Annotated in this window: 21 protein-coding genes; 13 read left to right on the plus strand and 8 right to left on the minus strand. The window is 70.2% G+C overall.

Annotated features, from left to right (window positions below; all coding sequences use genetic code 11):
• Positions 1-427: 427 nt before the first annotated feature.
• Positions 428-1,639: a hypothetical protein gene (locus Aph01nite_RS11630; RefSeq protein ID WP_239161597.1), complete on the minus strand. Its 1,212-nt coding sequence runs from the start codon at positions 1,637-1,639 to the stop codon at positions 428-430.
• A 64-nt stretch (positions 1,640-1,703) separates the two neighbouring features.
• Here Aph01nite_RS11630 and Aph01nite_RS11635 point away from each other — a divergent pair, with 64 nt between their 5' ends.
• Complete coding sequence (locus Aph01nite_RS11635) at positions 1,704-2,666, plus strand: winged helix DNA-binding domain-containing protein (RefSeq protein WP_204040831.1); 963 nt, start codon at positions 1,704-1,706, stop codon at positions 2,664-2,666.
• Between the two features lie 403 nt (positions 2,667-3,069).
• Here the strand turns inward: Aph01nite_RS11635 and Aph01nite_RS11640 are convergent, their stop codons facing one another.
• Positions 3,070-3,798 carry a M50 family metallopeptidase gene (locus tag Aph01nite_RS11640; protein ID WP_204040883.1) on the minus strand — a complete coding sequence of 243 codons (729 nt, stop codon included), beginning with the start codon at positions 3,796-3,798 and terminating at the stop codon, positions 3,070-3,072.
• 126 nt (positions 3,799-3,924) lie between these two features.
• Here Aph01nite_RS11640 and Aph01nite_RS11645 point away from each other — a divergent pair, with 126 nt between their 5' ends.
• The 4 genes from Aph01nite_RS11645 to Aph01nite_RS11660 all read left to right on the plus strand — a co-directional run bounded on the left by Aph01nite_RS11645 (position 3,925) and on the right by Aph01nite_RS11660 (position 7,525).
• On the plus strand, positions 3,925-5,010 hold the full coding sequence (locus Aph01nite_RS11645) for a magnesium and cobalt transport protein CorA (RefSeq protein ID WP_204040832.1): 1,086 nt from the start codon (positions 3,925-3,927) through the stop codon (positions 5,008-5,010).
• Between the two features lie 105 nt (positions 5,011-5,115).
• Positions 5,116-5,703: a PadR family transcriptional regulator gene (locus Aph01nite_RS11650; RefSeq protein ID WP_204040833.1), complete on the plus strand. Its 588-nt coding sequence runs from the start codon at positions 5,116-5,118 to the stop codon at positions 5,701-5,703.
• Positions 5,700-6,671 (plus strand): ATP-binding cassette domain-containing protein, encoded by a 972-nt coding sequence (locus tag Aph01nite_RS11655; protein WP_204040834.1) that lies wholly within the window; start codon positions 5,700-5,702, stop codon positions 6,669-6,671. Before Aph01nite_RS11650 ends, Aph01nite_RS11655 begins: the two co-directional genes overlap by 4 nt.
• The gene (locus Aph01nite_RS11660) at positions 6,668-7,525 is read left to right on the plus strand and encodes an ABC transporter permease (protein WP_204040835.1); all 858 of its coding nucleotides are present in this window, start codon (positions 6,668-6,670) and stop codon (positions 7,523-7,525) included. The genes Aph01nite_RS11655 and Aph01nite_RS11660 overlap by 4 nt, the downstream gene beginning before the upstream one ends.
• Positions 7,526-7,574: 49 nt before the next feature.
• On the opposite strand, the gene Aph01nite_RS11665 is transcribed toward Aph01nite_RS11660, so the two are convergent.
• Positions 7,575-8,633 (minus strand): hypothetical protein, encoded by a 1,059-nt coding sequence (locus Aph01nite_RS11665; RefSeq protein ID WP_204040836.1) that lies wholly within the window; start codon positions 8,631-8,633, stop codon positions 7,575-7,577.
• Positions 8,634-8,847: 214 nt separating this feature from the next.
• Between Aph01nite_RS11665 and Aph01nite_RS11670 the strand changes: the two genes are divergently transcribed.
• Complete coding sequence (locus tag Aph01nite_RS11670; RefSeq protein WP_204040837.1) at positions 8,848-11,055, plus strand: thiamine pyrophosphate-dependent enzyme; 2,208 nt, start codon at positions 8,848-8,850, stop codon at positions 11,053-11,055.
• A 1-nt stretch (position 11,056) separates the two neighbouring features.
• On the opposite strand, the gene Aph01nite_RS11675 is transcribed toward Aph01nite_RS11670, so the two are convergent.
• On the minus strand, positions 11,057-11,623 hold the full coding sequence (locus Aph01nite_RS11675) for a TetR/AcrR family transcriptional regulator (RefSeq protein WP_204040838.1): 567 nt from the start codon (positions 11,621-11,623) through the stop codon (positions 11,057-11,059).
• A 44-nt stretch (positions 11,624-11,667) separates the two neighbouring features.
• Between Aph01nite_RS11675 and Aph01nite_RS11680 the strand changes: the two genes are divergently transcribed.
• From Aph01nite_RS11680 to Aph01nite_RS11700, 4 genes are read left to right on the plus strand one after another with little or no spacing between them, the layout of a single operon-like run.
• Positions 11,668-13,236 (plus strand): carboxyl transferase domain-containing protein, encoded by a 1,569-nt coding sequence (locus tag Aph01nite_RS11680; protein WP_373872287.1) that lies wholly within the window; start codon positions 11,668-11,670, stop codon positions 13,234-13,236.
• Positions 13,237-13,240: 4 nt separating this feature from the next.
• Positions 13,241-15,472 carry an acetyl/propionyl/methylcrotonyl-CoA carboxylase subunit alpha gene (locus tag Aph01nite_RS11685; RefSeq protein WP_239161598.1) on the plus strand — a complete coding sequence of 744 codons (2,232 nt, stop codon included), beginning with the start codon at positions 13,241-13,243 and terminating at the stop codon, positions 15,470-15,472.
• The gene (locus tag Aph01nite_RS11695) at positions 15,472-16,380 is read left to right on the plus strand and encodes a hydroxymethylglutaryl-CoA lyase (protein ID WP_204040839.1); all 909 of its coding nucleotides are present in this window, start codon (positions 15,472-15,474) and stop codon (positions 16,378-16,380) included. Before Aph01nite_RS11685 ends, Aph01nite_RS11695 begins: the two co-directional genes overlap by 1 nt.
• Positions 16,380-17,531, plus strand: coding sequence for an acyl-CoA dehydrogenase family protein (locus tag Aph01nite_RS11700; protein ID WP_204040840.1), 1,152 nt, complete (start codon positions 16,380-16,382; stop codon positions 17,529-17,531). The genes Aph01nite_RS11695 and Aph01nite_RS11700 overlap by 1 nt, the downstream gene beginning before the upstream one ends.
• A gap of 80 nt (positions 17,532-17,611) precedes the next feature.
• On the opposite strand, the gene Aph01nite_RS11705 is transcribed toward Aph01nite_RS11700, so the two are convergent.
• Positions 17,612-18,100, minus strand: a complete 489-nt coding sequence (locus tag Aph01nite_RS11705) for a hypothetical protein (protein ID WP_204040841.1) — start codon at positions 18,098-18,100, stop codon at positions 17,612-17,614.
• Positions 18,101-18,536: 436 nt separating this feature from the next.
• Here Aph01nite_RS11705 and Aph01nite_RS11710 point away from each other — a divergent pair, with 436 nt between their 5' ends.
• Both Aph01nite_RS11710 and Aph01nite_RS11715 read left to right on the plus strand, forming a co-directional pair.
• Positions 18,537-18,965 carry a Rieske (2Fe-2S) protein gene (locus Aph01nite_RS11710; protein ID WP_239161599.1) on the plus strand — a complete coding sequence of 143 codons (429 nt, stop codon included), beginning with the start codon at positions 18,537-18,539 and terminating at the stop codon, positions 18,963-18,965.
• 137 nt (positions 18,966-19,102) lie between these two features.
• Positions 19,103-19,570, plus strand: a complete 468-nt coding sequence (locus Aph01nite_RS11715) for a GNAT family N-acetyltransferase (protein ID WP_204040842.1) — start codon at positions 19,103-19,105, stop codon at positions 19,568-19,570.
• Between the two features lie 50 nt (positions 19,571-19,620).
• Here Aph01nite_RS11715 and Aph01nite_RS11720 read toward each other — a convergent pair whose 3' ends face one another.
• From Aph01nite_RS11720 to Aph01nite_RS11730, 3 genes are all read right to left on the minus strand, one after another.
• Positions 19,621-21,459: a hypothetical protein gene (locus Aph01nite_RS11720; RefSeq protein WP_204040843.1), complete on the minus strand. Its 1,839-nt coding sequence runs from the start codon at positions 21,457-21,459 to the stop codon at positions 19,621-19,623.
• A gap of 74 nt (positions 21,460-21,533) precedes the next feature.
• Positions 21,534-22,469, minus strand: coding sequence for a carbohydrate kinase family protein (locus Aph01nite_RS11725; protein ID WP_239161600.1), 936 nt, complete (start codon positions 22,467-22,469; stop codon positions 21,534-21,536).
• A 2-nt stretch (positions 22,470-22,471) separates the two neighbouring features.
• Positions 22,472-23,377: a pseudouridine-5'-phosphate glycosidase gene (locus Aph01nite_RS11730; RefSeq protein WP_204040844.1), complete on the minus strand. Its 906-nt coding sequence runs from the start codon at positions 23,375-23,377 to the stop codon at positions 22,472-22,474.
• A gap of 252 nt (positions 23,378-23,629) precedes the next feature.
• On the opposite strand from Aph01nite_RS11730, the gene Aph01nite_RS11735 reads away from it, so the two are divergent.
• Positions 23,630-25,153 carry a phytoene desaturase family protein gene (locus Aph01nite_RS11735; RefSeq protein WP_204040845.1) on the plus strand — a complete coding sequence of 508 codons (1,524 nt, stop codon included), beginning with the start codon at positions 23,630-23,632 and terminating at the stop codon, positions 25,151-25,153.
• The last annotated feature ends 18 nt before the right edge of the window (positions 25,154-25,171 follow it).

Raw genomic sequence — 25,171 nt, forward strand, 5'->3', positions numbered from 1 at the left:
ACGCGTCTCACCCGAACGCTCAACGGGAAACGCAGGAAGCTGGTACTCCTCCAGCACCGAGGGCGTAGCCCCATCCGGCCACTGCGGAAGACCCAGACTGCCCCGCCCACCCGCCAGCCGAACAAAACCCGCCGGAACCCTCTCGTCCGAATCCAGCTCAAGAACACCGTCAATCCGGGCACGAGCATGAACCCGATCGACCGGAACATCATCCACCCGCACCCGCGCTTCTGCGCGACCGGATTCCTGGGCATCCACGCGGACGCGGCTATGGTCGGCCTGTGCGTCGCCCGTGCGTGGCCGCATTTGGGTCTCGGCTAGATCGGACCCCTGGGCATCCACGCGGGCATGGCTCTGCTCATCCTCGCGTGCGCCTGCTTCGGTGTCGGTCTGGTCGAGTTCCGGGAAATCCATCCGAGGCCGGGGTTCACGCATCGTTGGGCAGCCTTTCCAGGGTGCCGTGGGAGAGCCAGCTGGGATGCCCCTCCGGATGCGATGTCAGTGTGTCGGACCACGTCAACCGGTACGGCAGTTCAGGGCGCAGGTCCGCTGCCGTGAGGTCGGCCAGTAGGCGGCGGATGGCGGGCCAGCGGTCCGTGAGGATCTCGGACAGGGGGACTTCGGAGCGGCCGGCGAGGGCGGCTTCCGCGACGGTGGTCAGGCGGTCGAGTCCGGTGAGGACCGGTGCGTACGAGTTCTCCGGGCCCGGATCGGGGAGCGAGGAACGCGGGGGAGTGGGACGGATCGGGGTGGGGCGGGGTGCTTCGTCGACGGCTTGGGCGATGGCGGCCGGGTCGTGCCAGGGGGCGGCGGCGTCGAAGGCGAAGCCGTCCAGGACGGCGGCGAGGCGTTCCCTGGTGGCGGTCTGGGCGAAGGTACGCCAGGTCTCGGCGGGCAGGAGAGTGAGGTTCCTGGTGGTTCCGGCGGAGTCGGCCAGGCGGCCGGCGGCGCGCCGGGAGGCGTCGCTGTACGCGTAGATCGCGGTACGCAGGTCGGTGCAGGTCCGGTCCAGGTCGGGCCAGCGGCCGAGGATCGTGCCGTGCAGGTTCTGGGCCCGCCGGGCGATCTCTTCGGTGCCCCACAGTTTGGGCGCCTGCTCCCGCAACTCCTCGATCGTCCCGGTGCTGAGGGTGATCAGCTCCAGTGCCCACAGCCGGAACGCTCTGGCGAGGTTGTCCGCGGACTGCCGGGCCTGTTCTCTCGTGGTGCGCGGGTCCGCGACGTTCAGATCCTCCAGGGCCAGCAAACGGTGCATCTCGCTCTGGCCGCCGTCGTCCATCATCCGCCTGATGAACATCAGCCCGACGACCGAGGTGAAGGACGCGCGATACCGCAGCTGGTTGGGTTTGGGGAACACCTCGCGGACCGCCCCAAGCCCGCGCAGCACCCGCAGCCGGTTCTCGAACTGGTCGGCCGGATAGGCGCGGCAGGCCTGCCGCATCTGCTCGTGCGTCAGCCACTCCTCGCCGGCCTCCGCGAACGCCGCGAACAGCGTCTCGGCGATGTCCACCAGCGCCGGATCCTCGACGACGGCGCCGCTGTCCTTGGCCAGCGCCGCGAACATCCTGCGATAGGTGACCAGCACCGCCTCGTCGGTCAGCGCGGAGTCCAGCGTCTCCGGCACTATCTCCTCAAGCACGCGCCCTACCGTAGGACACGCCTCCGACAGTCCGGGTGCCGCCAGACCTTCCTAGGATGTGCCCGTGAACGATCTGTGGCCTGCGCGGGCGGCGTCGCAGCTGCTGCACCGGCCACCTGGAACTCCAGTCGGGGTGGTACGGCATCTGCTCGCCGTTCAGGCGCAGGACTCGCGGGCGGCGGCTCTGGCGCTTCGGGCAAGAGGGACAGGGTTCCGCAGAACGGATGTGGATCAGGCCCTCGCCGCGGGCGAGATCGTGCGTGCCTGGGGCCCGCGCGGAACCCTGCACTTGGTCGCCGCGGACGACCTGCCCTGGCTGCTCTCCCTGGTACGCCCCGGAGTCCAGAACGCGATGCGCAGACTCCGGCAACTCGGCGTCGAAGGACGAACTCCTGAGGAACTCGCCGGCCGGGTGGATCGGGCGACCCGCGAACAAGGGCCGCTGACCAAGGCGGAACTGGCCGCCCGCCTGGACGTACCGCCAGATGCCCAGACCGTCATCCACCTGGCCGCTCTCGCCGCCGAGCGGGGCCTTCTTGTGCTCGGCCCCGATCGTCACGGCAAAGCCACCTATGTCCACACCGGCGACTGGCTGGGCGCTCCCCTCACCTTCGAACCCGACCGCGACAAAGCACTCCGAGAACTGGCGAAACGCTATATCCGCGCCCACGCTCCCGCCACGGAACACGACCTCGCCGCCTGGTCAGGCCTCTCTCTGGGCGAATCCCGCCGCGCCTGGCAACTCGCACGCCATTCCAGCAGTCCACCCCCCGATCCGGCGCCCCATCCGGTACGGCTTCTGCCTGCCTTCGACGAATACCTCCTGGGCTGGCATACCCGCGAGGGAATGCTGTCCGACGTCCGAAAGATCCACCCCGGCGGCGGAATCATCCGGCCAACGATCATCGCCGACGCCCGCGTAGTAGGCACCTGGACAATCCGCCAAAACCAGATCACTCCCACCACCTTCGCCGCCCACCCCCCACCAAACGACGAAATTTCCGACATCCAAGCCTTCCTGGCCTAGGAGCGCCATCCGAAGGACTAGGCACCGGGTCCTCGCCGTTATCCGGCGCCGTTTACGCAGGCGATGCTGCTCGCCGCACCGGCGCCAAGAGCGGCCGGTCCTCGCCGCACCCGCTTCCAAGATTGACTAATGGCCGGTCCTCGCTGTGCGAGCGTCCAAGATTGACTAACGGCCGGTCCTCGCCGCAGCCGCTTCCGAGATCGACTAATGGCTGGTCCTCGCTGTGCGAGCGTCCAAGATTGACTAACGGCCGGTCCTCGCCGCACCCGCTTCCGAGATCGACTAATGGCCGGTCCTCGCCGTGCGAGCGTCCAAGATCGACTAATGGCCGGTCCTCGCCGCGCGTCTAAGGTCGATCAGCGGCCGTCGCTTTTGCTGGATGCTTTCCGTCCTCGGATGTGTCTCAGCCCAGGAAGGCCACCGGCAAGGTGATCTCTGATCGGACCAGTAAGTACCCGCCGTACCCGAGGGCCGCCACGGATACCAGGAAGAACAGGAGGACCCAGAAGGTGCCGGGGATTCGGGTCAGGCGGGCTAGTTGGTCGGCGTCCGAGTCGGGGGCGCGGCCGCGGCGGCGTTTGCCCTGGAGTTCCAGGATCGGGCGTACGCCACCGAGCATGAGAAACCATGCCGACCCATACGCGATGACTCCCTGGACGTCGGGAGGCGCGAACCAGGACACCGCGAAGACGGCGCCGCCGACGGCCAGTAGGGACACCACGCCGAACGCGTTGCGGATGAGGAGGAGCATGCAGGCGAGCAACGCCAGCACGCCCCACAGGAGCAACGTCACGTAGCCGGCCGCGGTGAGCCAGGCCGCGCCGACGCCGACGAGGGACGGCGCCACGTACCCCGCCGCCGCGGTAATGATCATTCCGGGGCCGGTCGGGTTGCCCTTTGTCAGGGTCACGCCAGACGTGTCCGAATGCAGCCGGATGCCGCGGAGCTTGCGGCGGGTGAGGACGGCCGCCAGCGCGTGCCCGCCCTCATGGGCGATCGTGATCAGCCCGCGCGAGACATGCCAGGACGGCCGGTAGCCTACGATGACCAGCGCGACCAGCCCGGACACCCCGATCAGCCACAAGGGGGGCGCGGCCTGGGTCGAGATCAGCTGGTTCCACAACGCCTCCAGCGTGGCCACCTCCCGGAAAGCGAAACTTCATCGGCGATCATTGTTCCGTATGCCGAACACCATCGGTATACGTCACCATTTCGGGGATAACGTCAACATGTGGCCAGACTTCGTTTGCGTTCGTGGATGAGGCGTGAACTCGCGCCCGAGCACTCGATGGACCCCCGGGGCACGGGCGAGGAACCGGTCAAGCAGAGTGTGATCGACAACGCGATCTACCTGGACGGCCGGCGGGTCGACTCGCCCCAGTCCCTCGGCGGCGCGATCGAGTGCCTGCGCGACCGCCCCGGATCGATGGCCTGGATCGGCCTCTACCGCCCGGAGGACGACGAGCTCATCAAGGTCGCCGAGGAGTTCTCCCTGCACGACCTCGCCATCGAGGACGCGATCGTCGCCCACCAGCGCCCCAAGGCCGACAGGTACGGCACGACCCTCTTCGTGGTGCTTCGAGCCGCCCAATACCTGGACCAACCGGAGAAGGTCGCCTTCGGAGAGCTGCACGTCTTCCTCGGCCCCGACTTCGTCATCACCGTACGGCACAGCGAGGCGCCCGACCTGGCCGTGGTCCGCCGCCGCATGGAGGCCGACCAGGAGCTCCTCCGCCAGGGCCCCCAGGCCGTGCTGTACGCGATCCTGGACGCCGTGGTCGACGGCTACGCCCCGGTCGTGGCCGGGCTCCAGAACGACATCGACGAGATCGAGGTTCAGGTCTTCGGCGGCGACCCGGCCGCCCCCCGGCGCATCTACGCGCTCTCCCGCGAGGTCATCGAGTTCCAGCGCGCCACCACCCCGCTCATCGCCATGCTGGACGGCTTCATCGCCGCCTCCCCCAAGTACGGCGCCGACGAGGAACTCCAGCGTTACCTCCGCGACGTCGCCGACCACGCCATCATCGTGACGGAACGGGTGGCCGGTTTCCGGCAGATGCTCCAGGACATCCTCATCGTCAACTCGACCCTGGTCAGCCAGGCCCAGAACGAGGAGATGACCAAGCTCACCGCCGCCAGCATCGCGCAGGGCGACGAGGTCAAGAAGATCTCCGCCTGGGCCGCCATCCTCTTCGCGCCCACGCTGGTCGGCACCATCTACGGCATGAACTTCGACGCCATGCCGGAGCTCCACTGGTCGTTCGGCTACCCCCTGGCCATCGTCCTGATGGGCCTGGTCTGCAGCACTCTCTACGTCGTCTTCAAACGCCGCGACTGGCTGTAACCCCCGAGAACCCCAAGACCAGTCTCTTAAGACCCCGCGAAAAGGCGTTGTCATCCCAAATATCTAGATATATCGTTCACGTATCTCGATAGTTGAGGTGATGTCATGGAAGACAGACTGATGTGGACCGCCGGACCCCCCTTCGGCCCGCCCCACGATTTCCCGGACGGCGAGCCGTTCGAGGTCCCCCTGCCGCCCCCGCCGCACGCCGGCCCGCTCCCGGGCCCGCGCGTCCGCCGCGGCGACGTACGCCAGGCGCTGCTGCGCCTGCTCCACGAGGAGCCCCGCAACGGCTACCAGATGATCGAGGAGATCTCGCGCCGGAGCGGATCGATCTGGCGTCCCAGCCCCGGTTCCGTCTACCCCGCCCTCCAGCAGCTCGAAGACGAAGGGCTGGTCCGCGGGGAGGAGTCCGGCGGTAGCCGTACCTATCGGCTGACCGAGGAGGGGCGGCGGCGCGCCGATGCGCGGCCGGGAGCCGAGCCGTGGGACGAGGTCGCCAGGAGCATGCCGGAGGACCGGCACGAGCTGCGGCTGCTCTGGGGCCAGCTGGGGGAGGCGTTCGTGCACCTGACCCGGGTGGCGTCGGACGACCAGGTGGCGCGTACCAAGAAGTTGCTCAAGAACACCCGGCGGGAGATCTTCAGGATCCTCGCCGAGGACGGGGAGACGGAAGCGGAGGAGGGCCGATGAGCGCGGCCGTGGAGGTCCGGGGGCTCCGGAAGTCGTACGGGAAGGTCGAGGCCGTGAAAGGTGTCGGCTTCGAGGTCCTTCCCGGGGAGGTGTTCGGGTTCCTCGGCCCCAACGGCGCGGGCAAGACGACCACGATCAGCATGCTCTGCACCCTCGTCAACCCGACCGGCGGCACCGCCACGGTCGCCGGCCACGACGTGGTCACCGAGCGCGACGAGGTGCGCCGCAACATCGGCCTGGTCTTCCAGGACCCGACCCTGGACGGCTACCTGACCGCCGAGCAGAACCTGCGCTTCCACGCCGAACTGTACGGCGTGCCCAAGCACCTGGTCGCCGACCGTCTCCGCCAGGTCATGGAGATGGTCGCCCTCTGGGACCGCAAGGACAGCAAGGTGATGACCTTCTCCGGCGGCATGAAGCGCCGCCTGGAGATCGCCAGGGGGCTGCTGCACTCCCCGCGCGTCCTGTTCCTGGACGAGCCCACGGTCGGCCTGGACCCCCAGACCCGGGCCGCCATCTGGGGATACATCAACCAGCTGCGGCAGACCGAGGACATCACCATCTTCATGACGACGCACTACATGGACGAGGCCGAGTACTGCGACCGGATCGCGATCATCGACCACGGCGAGATCGTCGTCGTCGACTCCCCCGAGGCACTCAAGGCCAGCGTCGGCAAGGACCGCGTGCAGATCCAGACGGGCGACGACCAGGCCGCCATCAAGGCCCTGCGCGAGCGGTTCGGCCTGGACGCCCAGATCCGGGAGGGCCAGGTCACCTTCGGCGTGCCCGGCGGCGAGGAGTTCGTGCCGCGCCTGTTCGCTGAGCTCGGCCTGCCGATCCGCTCGGTGAGCGTCTCCCGCCCCTCCCTCGACGACGTCTTCATGGAGTACACCGGCTCGACCATCAGGGACGCCGAGTCCGAGGGCTCCAAGAACCAGTGGATGAAAGTGATGGCCCGCCGATGACCATGACCGACGTGGTCCGGGTGACCCTCCCGCGCGGCGGCGCGGCGCACGACGTGCGGGCGATCAAGATCGTGCTCCACCGGGAGCTGCTCCGGTTCGTCAACGACCGCACGCGGATGCTGTCCTCGCTGGTCCAGCCCGTGCTCTGGCTGTTCGTGCTGGGCACGGGGATCGGCTCGCTGGTGCGCGACTCCATCCCCGGGATCGACTTCCGCACGTTCATGTTCCCCGGCATGATCGCGATGACCGTGATCACCACCGGCATGTTCTCGGCGGCCTCGATCGTGTGGGACCGCGAGTTCGGATTCCTCCGCGAGATGCTGGTCGCGCCCGTCAGCCGGGGCTCGATCGTGCTCGGCAAGTGCCTGGGCGGCGCGTTCGTGGCCACCGCGCAGGGCGTGATCATCCTGGCCCTGGCCGGGGTGGTCGGCGTGCCGTACGCGCCTGGGCTGCTGCTCACCCTGCTCGGCGAGATGTTCCTCGCGGCGTTCACGATCACCGCGTTCGGCACGCTGCTGGCGGCCCGGATGAAGTCCATGCAGTCGTTCTTCGGCGTGATGCAGATGGCGATCATGCCGATGGTGTTCCTGTCGGGGGCCATGTTCCCGCTGGCCAACCTGCCGTCCTGGCTGCACGTGCTGACCACGGTGAACCCGCTGACCTACGCGGTCGATCCGATGCGGCACGCCGTGTTCGCCCACCTGAACGTGCCGCCGCAGGTGGACGCGGCGCTCAATCCGGGCATCGTGTGGTTCGGGTGGCGGCTTCCGATCGGGCTGGAGCTGGGCGTCGTGACCGCTCTGGCGCTGATCCTGCTGGGTGTCGCGATCTCCCAGTTCAAGCGGGCCGAATAGGAAACAGCCCGGGGCTGGGAGCCCCGGGCTGTCCGTCGAACAATGAGATTTACCGCTTCACGCGCACGTGGTCGCGCACGCTGGAGGACGGGTCCACGTCCCGGTCACCGGAGAAGACGGCCTTCCAGTAGCCGGACTTGGTGGCCTTGGTCTTCGTGTAGAACGCGCCGGAGCCGTTGGCCCAGGTGGTCTTCACGTACTTCCAGGAGCCGAACTTGGTCTTGAACCAGATCGTCACCTTGCCGTCGTAGCCGTCCCAGCTCCAGCCGTCCTTCACCTGGAGAAGGCCGCGCAGGTACACGTACTTGCCGTACTTGACCGGCTCGGGGGAGGCGTTGAACTTGATGATGCGGCTGTCCAGGTCGGGCTTGGGCGCCGGCGGGCGGGGCTTGTGCCGGACGTCGACCTGGTCGCTGTCACTCGTGCTCGGGTGGAACTTGTTGCTGACGCCTTCGTACTCGGCGCGCCACCAGCCCGACTTGAAGACCTTGACCCGCTCGGAGAAGAAGCCCCGGTGGTCGGTGCGGTCCCAGGCGATGCGCTTGTACGTGGAGCTGCCCCGCTCCTTGAAGGTGATCCAGACGCCCTGGTCAGCCAGGCCCTTGAAGCCGGCGAGGCTGTTCGCCAGCAGCTGGCCCCGCAGGTTCAGGTACTGACCGGCCTCGATCGGCTCGGGGAAGGCGCTGAAGCCGCGGATGTCGGTCTCCCAGACCTGGATGACCTTGAACTCGCGGGTCTCCTTGGTCACCTCGTTGCCGCTGGCGGCGGTGATCAGGAGCTTCCAGTCGCCTTCGGCGGACTGACGGGTGAAGTCCGCCGTGCCGCGCCATTTGGTGCTGTTGTCGGAGGAGGTCAGCGAGACCGACGTCGGGTTCCCACCCGGCGCCTGGATCGCGGCCGAGACCTTGCTGGCGTCGGCGAACTGCGTGCCGAAGCTGAAGGTCGCGGTGACCGCGGTGCTGCTGGTGACCACCACCGGGCTCGGGTTGACGGCGATGTCCTTGATGACCGGTTTCGCCACGGGCGTGGCGTTGGCCGCGGGAGCGACGACCAAGGTCGCCGTACCCATGGCGGCCGCGATCAGCACGGCGCTGATGCGTCTCAACATGCGGGTCCTTTCTCCTACCCGTTGCTGTTGAACGCGGCGTTTGAGGGTGCCACGTCTTTTTCCTTACTAGTAGACGGTTCAAAGGGGCGGGTGGTTGGAACTCCTGACAAGTTGTCATTAACTCCTGTTGAATCGGCAGCGCTCTGCAACAAGACATCAACGGAACGAGCAAGGCTTGTGACGGAGCCCTCGTCGTGGCGACATAATCGGGCTTGTGGCGCGGGACACTGTTGAGACGCATTTCGCCGAAGCCGTCGGTGCTCTCCAGCCGGGCACCCCGAGGGACCCCAGCCTGCCGGTGCGGCCGGGGACCACCCTGACGGGGGCCCAGTGCAGGGAACTCTTCGAGGTCCAGCTCGGCAGCCGCCTGCTCGACATCGCCGCGCGCGAGCTGCGCGCGCAGGGGGAGGGCCACTACACGATCGGCTCGTCCGGGCACGAGGGCAACGCGGCCGTGGCGGCGGCCCTCGAACCGACCGACCCCGCCCTGCTGCACTACCGCTCCGGCGCCTTCTACCTGGCACGTTCCGCGCAGACCGGCAGGCTCCCCGAGGAAGGGCTGCGGGACGTGCTGCTCGGCCTCGCCGCGGCGACGGAGGAGCCCATCGCGGGCGGGCGGCACAAGGTGTTCGGCCACCCCGCGCTGGCCGTCATCCCGCAGACCTCCACGATCGCCAGCCACCTGCCGCGCGCGGTCGGCGTCGCCTTCGCCATCGAGCGGGCCAAGCTGCTCGGCGTGCCCGGCCGCTGGCCGGCCGACGCCATCGCGGTGTGCAGCTTCGGCGACGCGAGCGTCAACCACGCCAGCGCCCTCACCGGCTTCAACACCGCCGCGTACGGCGAGTACCGCGGCCTCCAGCTGCCCCTGCTGTTCGTCTGCGAGGACAACGGCCTGGGCATCAGCGTGCGCACCCCGCCCGGCTGGATCGAGTCCGGGCATCACCCGCTGCTGCCGTACTTCGAGGCGGACGGCTGTGACCTGCCCGACGTGTACGACACCGCCCGCCGCGCCGCCGACCACGTCAGGGCCGGCCGTTCACCCGCCTTCCTGCGGATCAGGACCGTACGGCTCATGGGTCACGCCGGGTCGGACGTGGAGATGTCGTATCGGACCCGCCGGGAGATCGTCGCCGACCTGGAGCTGGACCCGCTGGTCGGCACCGCCCGCCTGCTCGTCGAGGCCGGCCTGGAGACCCCCGAGACGCTGCTCGCCCGGTACGAGGCCGAGCGTGACCACGTGCTCAAACTCGCCGCCGAGTCCAGCCGGCGCCCCCGGCTGGAGTCCGCCCGCGAGGTGATGGAGCCGCTCGCGCCGCGCAGCCCTTCCGACGTGGCCGCGGACTCGGCGCGGGTGCCCCCGGCGCGGAAGCAGGTGTTCCGCGTCCTGCCCGAGGACGAGGAGCGGCTCACCGTCGCGCAGGCCGTCAACCGTACGCTGGCCGACGCGATGGCGCTGGACCCCGGCGTGCTCGTCTTCGGCGAGGACGTGGCCCGCAAGGGCGGCGTGTACGGCGTGACCCGCGGCCTGCTCCGCCAGTTCGGCATGTCCCGGGTCTTCGACACGCTCCTCGACGAGCAGGCGATCCTGGGCCTGGCCCTCGGCGCGGGGGTGTCGGGGCTGCTGCCGGTGCCGGAGATCCAGTACCTGGCGTACCTGCACAACGCGCTGGACCAGCTCCGGGGGGAGGCGTCCTCGCTGCGGTTCTTCTCCCAGGGGGCGTACCGGAATCCGCTGGTGGTGCGGGTGCCCGGATACGCGTACCAGAAGGGGTTCGGCGGGCACTTCCACAACGACAACTCGGTGGCGGCGCTGCGCGACATCCCCGGCCTGGTGATCGCCTCCCCGGCCCGGCCGGACGACGCCGCCGCCATGCTGCGCACCTGCCTGGCCGCGGCCAGGACCGACGGCAGCGTCTGCGTCTTCATCGAGCCGATCGCGCTCTACCACACGAGGGATCTGTTCGAGGACGGCGACAACGGCTGGCTGGCCAAGTACGCGCCGCCGTCCCGCTGGGCCGAGACGCACGTGCCGATCGGCCGGGCCCGCTCGTACGGCGACGGCCGCGACCTCACCATCGTCACCTTCGGCAACGGCGTGCGGATGAGCCTGCGCGCGGCCGTCAAGCTGACCAAGGACAACAAGAGCTGCCGGGTGCTGGACCTGCGCTGGCTCAACCCGCTGCCGCTGGACGACCTGCTCAGGGCGGCCGAGCTGACCGGCAAGGTGCTGGTCGCGGACGAGACGCGGCGGACCGGCGGGGTCTCCGAGGGGATCGTCACGGCGCTGGTGGACAACGGCTTCTCGGGGCCGATCAGCCGGGTGACCTCCCAGGACAGCTTCATCCCGCTGGGTGCCGCGGCCGACCACGTGCTGCTGAGCGAGCACGAGATCGAGCAGGCGGCCAGGAAGATGCTCTCCTGAGTTAGTCGCCGCTAACTGTGAGGGCGGCCAGGGCCATGCGGTGCAGCAGCCCGGCCATCTCCTCCCTGGAGAGCTCGCCGGCGCTGCGCGGGGTCGAGTTGATCAGGCCGAGCACGGCGTGGACGGCTGAGCGGAGCCGGGCCTGCGGCACCGCGGGGTGCAGGTCGCTGAGCACGTGCACCCACTCCTCCAGGTAGAGGCGCTGGAGCCGGCGGATCTGGCGGCGCGCGGCCTCCGGCACGTTGTGGAGCTCCCGTTCGTGTACCCGGATCAGCGCCGGATGGCTCAGGGCGAACGCGATGTGGCCGGTCAGCAGGGCCGTCAGCGCCTCCGGCGGGGGCAGTTCGGCGGTCGCGGCGCCCTGGCCGTGCAGCCGGGCGCTGATGTCCAGCAGGATCTCGCTGAGCAGGGCCTCCTTGCCCCGGAAGTGGCGGTAGAGGGCCGGTCCCGTGATCCCCACGGCGGCGCCGATGTCCTCGATCGACACCCCGTGGAAACCGCGCGCCGCGAACAGGTCCGCCGCCGCGTCCAGGATCTCGGCCCGCCGATCGCGGGTAGGAGTAGCCATGCGGCAATGTTAATCTGCGTTAACGTGGAGAGGGGAGGTGACAGGTGAACTCGTGGCCCGTGCTGCCGAGCACCTGTGATCAGGGCTCGGACGCGTACAAACGGAACGCGGAGGCCAATGAGCGGCTGGCCGCCGGCCTGCGGGAGCGGCTGGACGTCGCCGCGCGCGGCGGGCCGGAACGCGCCCGCCTCCGGCACGTCGGGCGCGGCAAACTGCTGCCCAGGGACCGGGTCGACACCCTGCTCGACCCCGGGTCCCGCTTCCTGGAACTGTCCGCCCTGGCCGCCACCGGCATGTACGGCGACGACGCGCCCGCCGCCGGGATCATCACCGGCGTGGGGCGCGTGGCGGGCCGGGAAGTCGTCGTGGTCGCCAACGACGCCACGGTGAAGGGCGGGACGTACTACCCGATCACCGTCAAGAAGCACCTGCGGGCGCAGGAGGTGGCCCTCCACAACAACCTGCCCTGCGTCTACCTGGTGGACTCGGGCGGCGCGTTCCTGCCCCGGCAGGACGAGGTCTTCCCCGACCGGGAGCACTTCGGGCGGATCTTCTACAACCAGGCGACCATGTCCGCCCGCGGCATCCCCCAGATCGCCGCCGTGCTCGGCTCCTGCACGGCGGGCGGCGCCTACGTGCCCGCCATGAGCGACGAAGCCGTGATCGTCAGGAACCAGGGCACGATCTTCCTCGGCGGGCCGCCGCTGGTCAAAGCAGCCACCGGCGAGACGGTCACCGCCGAGGAGCTGGGCGGGGGAGACGTGCACGCCCGGGTCAGCGGCGTCACCGACCACCTGGCCGAGGACGACGCCCACGCCCTGCGCATCGTCCGCGACATCGTCGCCACCCTCGGCCCCCGGGCCGAACGCCCGTGGACGGTCGAATCGGCCGAAGCCCCCCGGCACTCGCCGCACGACCTCTACGGCATCGTCCCCGAGGACACCCGCACCCCCTACGACGTGCGCGAGGTCATCGGCAGGATCGCCGACGGCAGCCGCTTTCTGGAGTTCAAGGCCGAGTACGGTTCCACCCTCGTCACCGGTTTCGCCAGGATCCACGGCCACCCGGTGGGGATCATCGCCAACAACGGCATCCTGTTCGCCGAGTCGGCGCTGAAGGGCGCGCACTTCATCGAGCTGTGCGACCGGCGCGCCACGCCGCTGCTGTTCCTGCAGAACATCAGCGGGTTCATGGTGGGCAAGGCGTACGAGGCGGGCGGGATCGCCAAACACGGCGCGAAGATGGTCACGGCGGTCGCCTGCGCCCGGGTGCCCAAGTTCACGGTGATCATCGGGGGTTCGTTCGGGGCCGGGAACTACGCCATGGCCGGCAGGGCGTACCAGCCCAGGTTCCTGTGGATGTGGCCGAACGCCCGCATCTCCGTCATGGGCGGCGAACAGGCCGCCAACGTGCTCGCCAGCGTCGGCAACGCCGACCCCGCCGAGATCCGCGCCCAGTACGAGACGCAGGGCAGCCCTTACTACTCGACCGCGCGCCTCTGGGACGACGGCGTCATCGACCCCGTGGACACCCGGACCGTGCTCGGCCTGGCCTTGGGCGCCGCCGCGAACGCGCCCCTCGAACCCGTCGGCTACGGCGTATTCAGGATGTGATCCCATGTTCGACGCGGTTCTGGTCGCGAACCGGGGCGAGATCGCCGTCCGGGTGATCCGCACCCTGCGCGCCCTCGGCGTGCGCTCCGTCGCCGTCCACAGCGACGCCGACTCCGGCGCCCCCCACGTCCTCGCCGCCGACACGGCGGTACGGCTCCCGCACGGCTACCTCGACGTCGACGGCATCATCTCCGCCGCCCGCCGCTCGGGGGCCCAGGCCATCCACCCCGGCTACGGCTTCCTCGCGGAGAACGCCGGATTCGCCCGGGCCTGCGCCGAGGCGGGCCTGGTCTTCGTCGGCCCGCCGCCGGAGGCCATCGAGGCGATGGGCGACAAGATCCGGGCCAAGGAGACGGTCGCCAAGGCGGGCGTGCCCGTGGTGCCAGGAACGACCGGCGACCTGTCCGGCTGGACCGAGTTCCCGGCGCTGATCAAGCCCTCCGCCGGAGGCGGCGGCAAGGGCATGCTCCTCGTGCGCTCGGCCGCCGACCTCCCCGAGGCCATCGAGTCGGCCCGGCGCACGGCCCTGGCCGCCTTCGGCGACGGCACCCTGCTCATCGAACGCTTCGTCGCCAACCCCCGGCACATCGAGATCCAGGTGCTCGCCGACTCCCTCGGCAACGTGGTCCACCTGGGCGAACGCGAGTGCAGCCTCCAGCGCCGCCACCAGAAGATCATCGAAGAGGCCCCGTCCCCGTTCGTGGACGCCGCCACCCGCGAGCGCATGGGCTCCGCCGCCGTCGAGGCCGCCCGCTCCGTCGGGTACGTCGGCGCCGGAACCGTGGAGTTCATCGTCCCCGGCGGCGAGGGCCCCGGCGAGTTCTTCTTCATGGAGATGAACACCCGCCTCCAGGTCGAGCACCCGGTCACCGAACTCGTCTGCCGCGTCGGCGGAACCCCCATCGACCTGGTGGCCCTTCAACTCCACGTAGCCGCGGGCGACCCTCTCGGCTTCGACCAGGACGACGTCACCCTCACCGGCCACGCCGTCGAAGCCCGCGTCTACGCCGAGGACCCCCGCCGCGGCTTCCTCCCCACCGGCGGCACCGTCCTCGCCCTCCACGAACCCGCCGCCCCCGTACGCGTCGACTCCGGCCTGGCCCCCGGCCTCGTCATCGGCAGCGACTACGACCCCATGCTCTCCAAGGTCATCACCTGGTCCCCCACCCGCGCCGCCGCCCTCCGCACCCTGCGCGAGGCCCTCTCCGAAACCGTCATCCTCGGCGTCCCCACCAACATCGCCTTCCTCCGGGCCTTGCTCGCCCATCCCGACGTCGTCGCAGGCCACCTGGACACCGGCCTGGTCGAACGCCACCTCGACACCCTCCTCACGAACCCCGAAATCTCGGAAATTCCACCATTCGTCCTGGCGGTGGCCGCACTGCACTTCCACCCCGACGGATCCACGAGCGACGACCCCTGGGACGTCCCCGACGGCTGGCGCCTGGGCGAACGCGCCTGGACGACATACCGCCTCGAATCCGGCGGCGACCTCACCGACGTCCGCATCCGCGGCACCCGCCACAACGCCGAGGTCGCGATCGGCGACACTGTCCTGTCCGCCGCCCTCGGCCAATCCGGAACGGCAACGGTCGACGGGATGACGAGGCGCTATGTCATCGCGCGCCCGGGTCTAGCCCTCGAGGGTGTGGGGCGCAGGCCCGAGTGGGCGGGCCAAAGCCTTGAGAGCACAGGACGACACCCTGCGGTGGTGGGGCAGAACCCTGAGACCGGGACGAATCCCGAGGCGGTGAGGCAAAGCGCTGAGACCGTTGGGTCGAGTCCTGTTTCGGCGACGCGGAGCCCCGAGGTGGCGAGCCGTGAGGGAATGGGGCGGAGCCCCGAGGTGGGGAGCCGTGGGGGGGCGGGGCGGAGCCCCGGGGGTGGACAAAGGGTGGGTGGGTGGGAGAACAGCGGTAACACGCTGTGGATCTCAGCCACCGGAACCTGGTCGGTGACGCTTCACGATCCAGGGGATCCGAGTGATCGTGCGAGCGCAAGCCGTACAGCCGACGGAACAGTTCGCAGTCCTATGCCGGGGACAGTCCTCATGGTGAAGGCCGCCGTCGGGGACAGAGTCGATGCCGGCCAGCCGCTCCTGATCGTCGAAGCGATGAAGATGGAACACGTCGTCACGGCCCCCATCGAAGGCATCGTCACCGACCTCCCCATCCGCGCGGGCCAACAGGTCGCCATGGACACCCCCCTGGCCACCGTCACCCCGGAGGAACCGTAATGCACCGCATCGACGGACTACCGACACACGTCACCATCTACGAGGTAGGCCCCAGAGACGGCCTCCAGAACGAATCCACGATCGTCCCCGTGGAGATCAAAGCGGAGTTCGTGGAACGCCTGGTCGACGCCGGCCTCACCACCATCGAGACGACCAGTTTCGTCCACCCCTCCTGGGTCCCCCAACTGGCCGACGCCGCCGACCTGCTGGCCAGAATCGAACGCCGCCCCGGGATCCACTATCCCGTCCTGGTCCCCAACGACCGAGGCCTCGACCGCGCCCTCGAAAGCGGCGTCACCGAAATCGCCATCTTCGGCAGCGCCACCGAATCCTTCGCCCAACGCAATCTCAACCGCACCGTCGACTCCCAGTTCGACATGTTCGCCCCAGTCGTATCCCGCGCACTCGAACACGGCCTGCGCGTCCGCGCCTACATCTCGATGTGCTTCGGCGACCCCTGGGAAGGCGAAGTCCCCATCCCGCAGGTCGTCGACGTCGGAATGCGCCTCCTCGACCTGGGCTGCTACGAACTCTCCCTGGGCGACACCATCGGCGTCGGCACCCCCGGCCACGCCCGCGCCCTGATCGAAGCCTTCCCCTGCGGCCCGTCCCAACTGGCCGTGCACTTCCACGACACGTACGGCCAAGCCCTGGCCAACACCCTCGAAGCCCTCCGGTGCGGCGTCACCGTCGTGGACGCCTCCGCGGGCGGCATCGGCGGCTGCCCGTACGCGGCGAGCGCCACCGGCAACCTCGCCACCGAGGACCTCGTCTGGATGCTCCACGGCCTCGGCATCGAGACCGGCGTGGACCTCGACTCCCTGGTCGCCACCTCCAGCTGGCTCGCCGCCCATCTGGGCCGCCCCAGCCCTTCCCCCGTTGTCCGCGCCCTCTCCAAGGAGCCGTGATGCTCACCGACGAATACGACGACCTGCGGAAATCCGTCGAGTCCTTCGCCCGTGAGGTGGTGGCTCCGGTGATCGGCGACTTCTACGAGCGCGGCGAGTTCCCGTACGAGATCGTCCGCAAGATGGGCGCGATGGGCCTGTTCGGCCTGCCCATCCCGGAGGAGTACGGCGGCATGGGCGGCGACTACTTCGCCCTCTGCCTGGCCCTGGAGGAACTCGCCCGGGTCGACTCCTCGGTGGCCATCACCCTGGAGGCCGGGGTCTCCCTGGGCGCGATGCCGCTGCTGCGGTTCGGCTCGGACGAGCAGCGGACGCGCTGGCTGCCCGCGCTCGCGGCGGGCGAGCGGCTGGGCGCGTTCGGCCTCACCGAGCCCGGCGGCGGCTCCGACGTGCCCGGCGGCATGCGGACCACGGCCACCCTGGACGGCGACGAATGGGTGATCAACGGCTCGAAGGCGTTCATCACCAACTCCGGCACCGACATCACCGCCTTCATCGCGGTGGCCGCCATCACCGGCCGCCGCGCGGACGGCCGCCCCGAGATCTCGACCATCCTCGTCCCCGCCGGCACCCCGGGCCTCACGGTGTCCAAGAAGTACTCCAAGGTCGGCTGGTCCGCCAGCGACACCCGCGAGCTGGCGTTCACCGACTGCCGCGTCCCGTCCGGCAACCTGATCGGCGAGCTCGGCCGCGGCTACGCCCAGTTCCTCCAGACCCTGGACGAGGGCAGAGTCGCCATCGCCGCCCTCTCCGTCGGCCTCGCCCAGGGCTGCGTGGACGAGTCCCTGCGCTACGCCCGCGAGCGGCACGCCTTCGGCCGTCCCATCGGCGGGTACCAGGCCCTCCAGTTCAAGATCGCCGACATGGAGACCAGGACCCACACCGCGCGCCTGGCGTACTACCACGCGGCCGAGCGCATGCTGGCCGGTCTGCCCTTCAAGAAGGAGGCGGCGATCGCCAAGCTGGTCTCCTCCAACGCGGCCATGGACAACGCCCGCGACGCCACCCAGATCTTCGGCGGCTACGGCTTCATGAACGAATTCCCCGTGGGCCGTTTCTACCGGGACGCGAAGATCCTCGAAATCGGCGAAGGCACCAGCGAGGTCCAGCGCATGCTGATCGCCAGGGAACTCGGCCTTTCCGCTCTCTGACCTGGCGCGATTGATTTCTCAAAACAAACCGCCCTGTTCCCGATCGGGGAACAGGGCGGTTCGTTATCGCGGCCGACAGCTCAGTTGAAGGGGTTGTCGTAGGTGCCGCTGCTCTTGGTACGCGTCATGTACTGCCATCCGTTGACGCTGCTGAACCAGCCGGCGGTCACGTCGAAGCGGAGGTTGCTGACGGTGATGCCGGGGGTGGCCTCGGCGTCGTACACGGTCACCTGCTGGCATCCGGTGGCCGAGGAGTAGCCGGTCAGGACCGGGTAGTTCACGGTCGAGCCGTTGAGCACGATGATGAACGACGGCATCGGGTACGCGTTCTGCCAGCACAGGGTCAGCGCGTAGCGGTACTTCGTGTTGGAGTCGTCGAACGCGACGGTCCCTTCCAGGCGGGCCAGCTGCTGTCCGGTGCCGTCGTTGGCGGTCACCTGCACGTAGACCGACTGGTTCGGGCCGTACGTGGCGTGGGCGGGCGTGGCGGGCAGGACGATGACGGCCAGGGCCGTGACGGCGAGTGCGATCGACGTCGTCAGGCGACGTCCCCACGAGCGCTCGGTCAATTCACACCTCGTTAATTCAGGAGTGAGGAACTCCCGGAGGTTATATAAGTGATCTTGGGCCGTCCAGCACGGCGATTTCGAGCCCGATCCCAAAAGCACCTCGCGCATCATTGGCATGCCATTCTTCGGGCGACCAGGGAATTGAAGGAAAATCAATCCGTAAAAATACGCTTTGGCCGGTGAAAGTTTCATGTTCGGGTGAACGGGTGCGTGGTGACGCAGGTCACATCGCGGGGGGCGGCCTCGGGGACCCCGGAGGCCGAGGTAACCTCGCTGTTCGTGGCCGGGCAGGCAGAAGGCCGGGCGAGGGCCACGGGGCGCCGGCGGGCGGGGCCGCATTAATAAACGATGAGAAATGTGATCAAGAGTGCGAGGCCGCTCCAGCCCGGTGGTTGGCTTGGCCGGGGGCCAGTCAATCGGATGAAAGGGCATATTCGTGGATAAGAACGTCACGCGTCGGCATGCGCTCAGTGTGGCCGCGCTCGCCGGAGCCGGGGTCGCCGTGGCGGCGTGCTCGGGCGGCGGCGACAGCACCGCGGCACCGCAGACCACGGAAGGCGGCGGCTCCTCCGCGCCCGCCGCGGGCGGCGCCCTGACCACCACGGCCGAGGTTCCGGTCGGCGGCGGCGTCGTGCTGGCCGGAGTCGTCGTGGTGCAGCCGGAGGCGGGCACCTTCAAGGGCTTCAGCCCCACCTGCACGCACCAGGGCTGCAAGGTGACCAGCGTGGCCGACGGCCAGATCGTGTGTCCCTGCCACGGCTCGCACTTCTCCATCGCCGACGGTTCAGTTTCCTCGGGCCCGGCGACGAAGCCGCTCCCCGAGGTGCCGATCAAGGTGGACGGCACGAACATCACCATGGCCTGACACGCGCCTGACACGCGCGGACGCCCCCGACGCCGAGCCGCCTCGGCACCGGGGGCGTCTTGAATTTCGGTCCTAACCAGTTGTTACGGCCATGGTGATGATGGACGTATTTGGCGCGCGAATTCTAGAGTCCTCTCATGACGGGCGATGATCTCCAGGATCTCCAGCTGCGCAGGGCCGAGAAGACCGATGCCGACCAGATCTTCGCGCTGGCGCGGGAGTTCGCGTTGTCGTTCCGGCCGGAGCGCGCCCCCTTCGACGCGGCCTTCCCCCAGTTGATGGCGAACGAGGACGCGTTCCTGATGGTGGCCACGGTCGACGGGGTGGTGCGCGGGTACCTGCTGGGGTTCACCCATCTGACGCTGTTCGCCAACGGGCGGGTGGCCTGGGTGGAGGAGGCCATGATCGAGAGCGCGTTCCGGCGGCACGGCCTCGGCCGGCTGCTGCTGGAGGAGTTCGAGGTGTGGGCGCGGACCAGGGACGCCGGCTACGTCGCCCTCGCCACCCGGCGCGCCGCCGAGTTCTACCGGGCGCTCGGGTACGACGTCTCCGCCACGTACTACCGCAAGATGCTGACCCGCCCGCCGGACGGCGAGCGGGCCTGAGGCGTACGTCAAGAAGCCTGAGCGAACACCCTGGGGCGTGTCAGAAGGGGCTAGGACGTTAGCTGGGCGTCCAGCCGGTACCCGTCCACCGTCACGTACACCGAGTCGCCCGGACGGGCGTTGAGGCGCATCAGGACCGGCTGGAGCGAGTCGAAGACCGGCTGGCGGTCCCGCCACACCAGGACCACCGCGTTGTCGCCGGGCCCGGTGACCGACAGCAGGGTGCCGGGACGCATGCCGAGCTGCGCCGCGTACCCCTCGGGCACGGCCACCGGCTCGCCCCTGAGGTGGCCGCTGGTCACGTCGATGCGCTGCCAGCGGCGCGGGTCCGACGACGGGCTGGCGGTGGTCCGCGGGCTGGGCACCAGGTGCGGGCGCGGCGTCTGGCCGGTCAGCGCGTTGAGCGCCGCCAGCGCGGTCGCCGGGTCCGGACCGCTGTTGGCCATGGACGGGATGGGCATGCCGCCGCGCTGCTGGTGCCCGTTGGCCCCCGGCGTACGGCGAGGCAGCGGCGACTGCGGGTCCAGCGCCCCGGGAGGCGGGGGGAGCGGCGCGGAGCCGGGACGCTGCGGCTGCGGGGCCGGCGGCATGGACTCCATCCAGGCCTTGGCCGAGTGCGCCCGGATACCGAGCTGGCCGAGCAGTTCGATCACGTCCGTGTCGGCGGTCTTGCCCGCGAGCACCTGCCGCGTACGGTCCCGCAGGCCGCCCAGGTCGCCCACGACCAGCCAGCCGTCCTGCAGACGCCGGTCCGGCATGAGGGTGACCAGCACCCGCCACAGCTGGGTGCGCAGCGACGGCACCTCGATCGGGTGCGACGGGTCGGCGCCGATCAGCTGCTCCTGGGTGGCGGCGGTGCCGAGCCACTCGGTGAGTCCGAACAGGTGCCCGGTCAGCGCGGCCGAGTCGGGCGAGCGCAGCCACATCAGCACCCGCTCCTCGGCCGCCCGCTGCGCCTGGGACAGCATGTCCCGGTCCACGTTCAGCTGGTGGGCGAGGGTACGCAGGCTGACCGGCTCGTCGGCGAACAGCCGCTCCGCGGCCACCGCGCGCTCCAGCGGGTTCCACTCCCGGAACAGGCTGTCCACGAGCGCGACCATCGGGTGCTCGCTCGCCGACACCGGCGCGGCCAGCGGCGCGTCAGGCTGGAGCACCGGCGGCAGGGCGGGCGTCGCGGCGGGCGCCGCGGGGGCCACGGCCGGGGGCGCCGTGGGCGCGGGCGTGGCGGCCATGGGGCCGGTCTCGGCCCGGCCGTTGCGCGCGGCCGGGGACTGCGCCCCGGGACGGCGCGGAAGCGCCGGAGCCGACGCGGCCGGAGCCTGTGCGGCGGGAGTCTGGGCGGGGAACTCGCCGGTCGGGTACTGGGCCGGCGCCTGCCGCGGCGGCACCGTGGCGACGGCCGGCTGCGGCACGGCCGCGGCGGACGCGGCCGCCTCGTACGGCATCTCGGGCAGCGGCGCCTCGACCCGGATGTGGCTGAAGATCTCGCGGAACACGATGGTCAGGACCACCTCGGGGGTGGCCGGGACCGAGGGACCCTGCAGGTCGCCCGGCGTCAGCCGCCGCAGCCGATGCCAGCCGCCCAGCCCGATGATCACCGATTTCGCCGGTTCCGGCCAGCCGGGCAGCGCCGGATCCACCGAGTGCACCTGCAAGGCCGGCAGCAGGTCGGTCAGCGCGACGTGGTCCCAGCGGCTCACCGCGAGGCGGGCCAGCCGGTCGCAGAGCCAGTCGAGTCCAGTAGTCCCCAGGGCGCGGCCCAGCGCCACCGAACCCCACCAGCCGCCGGGCAGCCGGGGATCGCCCAGCACCTCGGCGACCTGCTGGGGCCGGGACCAGCGCAGGGCCGGAACCAGATCACTCAGGCAGATCGTTGACTCGGCGTCCATCGGATGACCGCACCCTCCCGAGAGTGACGCTTGTTGCTAATGGTGCAGCTTACGCCGCAAGCTATCAATTGGTGTCAATAGGGTAAAGCTTCCCTCGGTGCGGAGTGGCCCGGTGGCCGTCCGCCCACCGCGCCGACCGCCTCCGCACCTGCGCGGCAACCGGCTTCCACACTCTCCGGGGCCGGAAATCCGGCCAGTCTGGCGGCGAGGAATCCCGCCGCGAACGCGTCACCCGCGCCCGTGCTGTCGACCGTCGGGGTAACGGCCGATCCGGGCGCGCCCAGCCGCCGGGACGTGGCACGCGACACGATCCCGCCATGCTCGGCGAGGATCGCGCCGGACGATCCCAGCTTGACGGCGGCCGTGCCGTACCGGTCGCTGAGGATTGCCGCAGCGGCCGCTGGCTCGGTCTCGCCGGTCAGCAGGAGAGCCTCGTCCCGGTTGGGGATGACGATACTCGCCTCAGCGGTCTCACGGAGGAATCGGGCGACACCGAAATCTCGGAGGAATCCAGTTGAAGCGGGATCCACACTGATCGTCACCCCTCGTCCGGTTGCCGCCAGAATCGCGAGTCTGACCAGTTCGAGACCCGGTGTCGCGAACATCGTGTACGCGGACACGTGCAGGTGCCGTACGCCGTCGAGCAGGTCGTCCGACCAGTCGGCGGGGCCGAGCCGCCGGCTGGCGCCCCGGTTGGTGAGGAAGGAACGTTCCCCGGACGCGTCCACCATCGCGATGACCACGGCGGTGGGATGGTCCGGGTCCACGGTGACGTGCGGGCGCACGCCGGCGCGGACGAGCTCGGCCAGGTGCCACTCGGCCGTGTCGAAGCCCGCGCGCGCCAGCAGCCGGGCGTCCGCGCCGAGGTGGGCGGCCCAGGCGGCCGTGTTGGCGCCCGAGCCGCCTGGCCGTAAGACGATGTCGGCCTCGGTGTCGGTGCCGCCGCGCATCGGCGCGTGATGCAGGGCGACGACGTCGGTCACCACGTCGCCGATCACCAGCAGGCCCACGGTCAGCGGTCCGTCCAGGCCGTCGCGATCTCCGCCGCCAGGGCCACGTTGCCGCGCACGGCCGCCAGGTTGGCCTCCAGGGACGCGCCGCCGGTGCCTCTGACCAGGTAGTCGAGCAGGAACGGGGTGATGGCCTGGCCGGTGACGCCCTCGGCGTCGGCGGCGGCCAGCGCCTCGGCGAGCACGCGGTCGTGCAGCTCCGGGTCGAGCTGCTCGGACGTGGGGACCGGGTTGGCCACGATCAGCGCGGTCTCGGGGCCGCCGAGGCGGTCCTGGGCGCGCATGATCCCCGCGGCCTCGGCGGCGGACTCGATCCGCCAGTCCACGGGTTCGCCGGAGGTGCTCAGGTAGAAGCCGGGGAACTCGGAGGTCCGGTAGCCGACCACCGCGACCTGGCGGGTCTCCAGGCGCTGCAGGGTGGCGGGCACGTCCAGGATGGACTTCACGCCCGCGCAGACGACGGTGATCCGGGTCCGGCTCAGCGTGTCCAGGTCGGCCGACTCGTCCTGCACGCTGGTCCAGCCGCGGTGCACGCCGCCCAGGCCGCCGGTGGCGAACACCCGGATGCCGGCCCGCGCGGCCAGGAACGAGGTCGCCGACACGGTGGTCGCGCCGCTCACGCCCAGGGCCGCCGCCGGGGCCAGGTCACGGAAGCCCAGCTTGCGCAGGCCGGATTCGGAGGCGACACGTTCCAGTTCGTCCTTGTCCAGACCGGCCCGCGGGATGCCGTCCAGCACCGCGATGGTGGCGGGTACGGCGCCCGCCGCGCGGACGACCTCCTCCAGCTCCATCGCGACCTTCAGGTTGCGCGGCCGCGGCAGGCCGTGCGAGATGATCGTCGACTCCAGCGCGACCACCGGCCTGCCCTCGGCCAGCGCGGTCGCCACCTCGTCGGAACGCTTGATCATGTCTCTCCAGTCCGGTAGTTCACGGCTTCACACGCTAGGCAGTCGGGGGACGGCCGTCCAACGCGCTGAGTAACCGGTCAGTTTCAACCGCCGGACCAGCGCAAACCACCTATGGCCACAACTTAGCGCCCGGGGTACTGTCGGGGCATGGTGTCCCCAGCCCTCCGCCCCGCACCCCACTGGCAGACCGGTCTCTGACCGTCCGCGGCCGTACACGACCCCCCGGACGATCACGAGGCAAGGACACAACACATGAACGTTTCGCGGTATGACGTCGTCGTCGCCGGCGGCGGGCACAACGGCCTGGTCGCCGCCGCCTACCTGGCCAAGGCCGGGCGGCGGGTGCTGGTCCTGGAACGGTACGGGCACCTGGGCGGCCTGGCCGTCTCGGCGCAGGCGTTCCCCGGCGTGGAGGCGCGGGTCTCCCGGTACTCCTACCTGGTGAGCCTGCTGCCGGCCAAGGTGGTCAAGGATCTCGGGCTGGCGCTGGAGCTGAAGCATCGGCGGTTCGCGTCGTACACGCCGGTGGGGGAGACCGGGCTGCTGGTGGACAACGACGACGCGGGCCGTACGGAATCCTCGTTCGAGGCCGTCACCGGCGGCACCGAGGACCTGGCGGCCTGGCGGCGGTTCTACGCGATGACGGCCGAGGTGGCCGCGCGGGTCGCGCCGACGCTGCTGGAGCCGCTGGTGGACCGGGCCGGCATGCGGGCGGCGGTGGGCGACGAGCAGGCCTGGCGCGATCTGTTCGAGCGGCCCATCGGGCAGGTCGTCGGGGAGCGTTTCGCGGACGACACCGTACGCGGCGTGGTGCTGACGGACGCGCTGATCGGGACCTTCGCCGACCCGGACGCGGACCTGCTGGCCAACAAGTGCTTCTTCTACCACGTGGTCGGCGACGGGACCGGCGACTGGAATGTGCCCGTGGGCGGCATGGGCGCGGTCTCCGGCGGCCTGGCGGAGATCGCCCGGGCGAGCGGTGCGGAGATCCGCACCGGCGCCGAGGTGGTGGCGATCGACCCCGCCACGGGCGAGGTCACGTTCCGGGACTCGGCCGGCGAGCACGCGGTGACCGGCGGGCACGTGCTGGCCAACCTGCCGCCCGCGGTGCTGTCGCGACTGCTCGGGGAGACGCCGGAGCACCCGGAGGGCGCGCAGCTGAAGGTGAACATGGTGCTGTCGCGGCTGCCCCGGCTGAAGGACACGTCGGTGGATCCGCGGGAGGCCTTCAGCGGAACCTTCCACATCAACGAGAGCCGGGACCAGCTCGCCGCCGCGTACGCGCAGGCCGCCGCCGGCAGGGTCCCGGACCTGCCGCCCGCCGAGGTCTACTGCCACTCGCTCACCGACCCGTCCATCCTGGGCGCGGACCTGCGCGCGTCGGGGGCGCAGACGATGACGCTGTTCGGCCTGCACATGCCCGCCCGGCTGTTCGGCACGGACGGCGCGAAGGAGGAGGCGCTGCGCCGCACCATCGCCTCCATCGACAGCGTGCTGGCGGAGCCGATCGAGTCCTGCCTGCTCAGAACCCCCGCGGGGGAGCTCTGCCTGGAGGCGAAGACGCCGCTGGACCTGGAGCGGGACGCGGGGCTGCCCGGCGGGCACATCTTCCACCGCGACCTGAGCTGGCCGTTCGCCGAGTCGGCCGAGGACGGGCGGTGGGGGGTCGAGACCGCGTACGAGCGGCTGCTGCTCTGCGGCGCCGGGGCCAGACGTGGCGGCGGCGTGTCCGGCATTCCCGGACATAACGCGGCAATGGCGGTTCTTAGTCACTGAGTTAAGGCCGCTCTCATC

It is taken from the genome of Acrocarpospora phusangensis (assembly GCF_016862995.1).
Taxonomy (GTDB): domain Bacteria; phylum Actinomycetota; class Actinomycetes; order Streptosporangiales; family Streptosporangiaceae; genus Acrocarpospora; species Acrocarpospora phusangensis.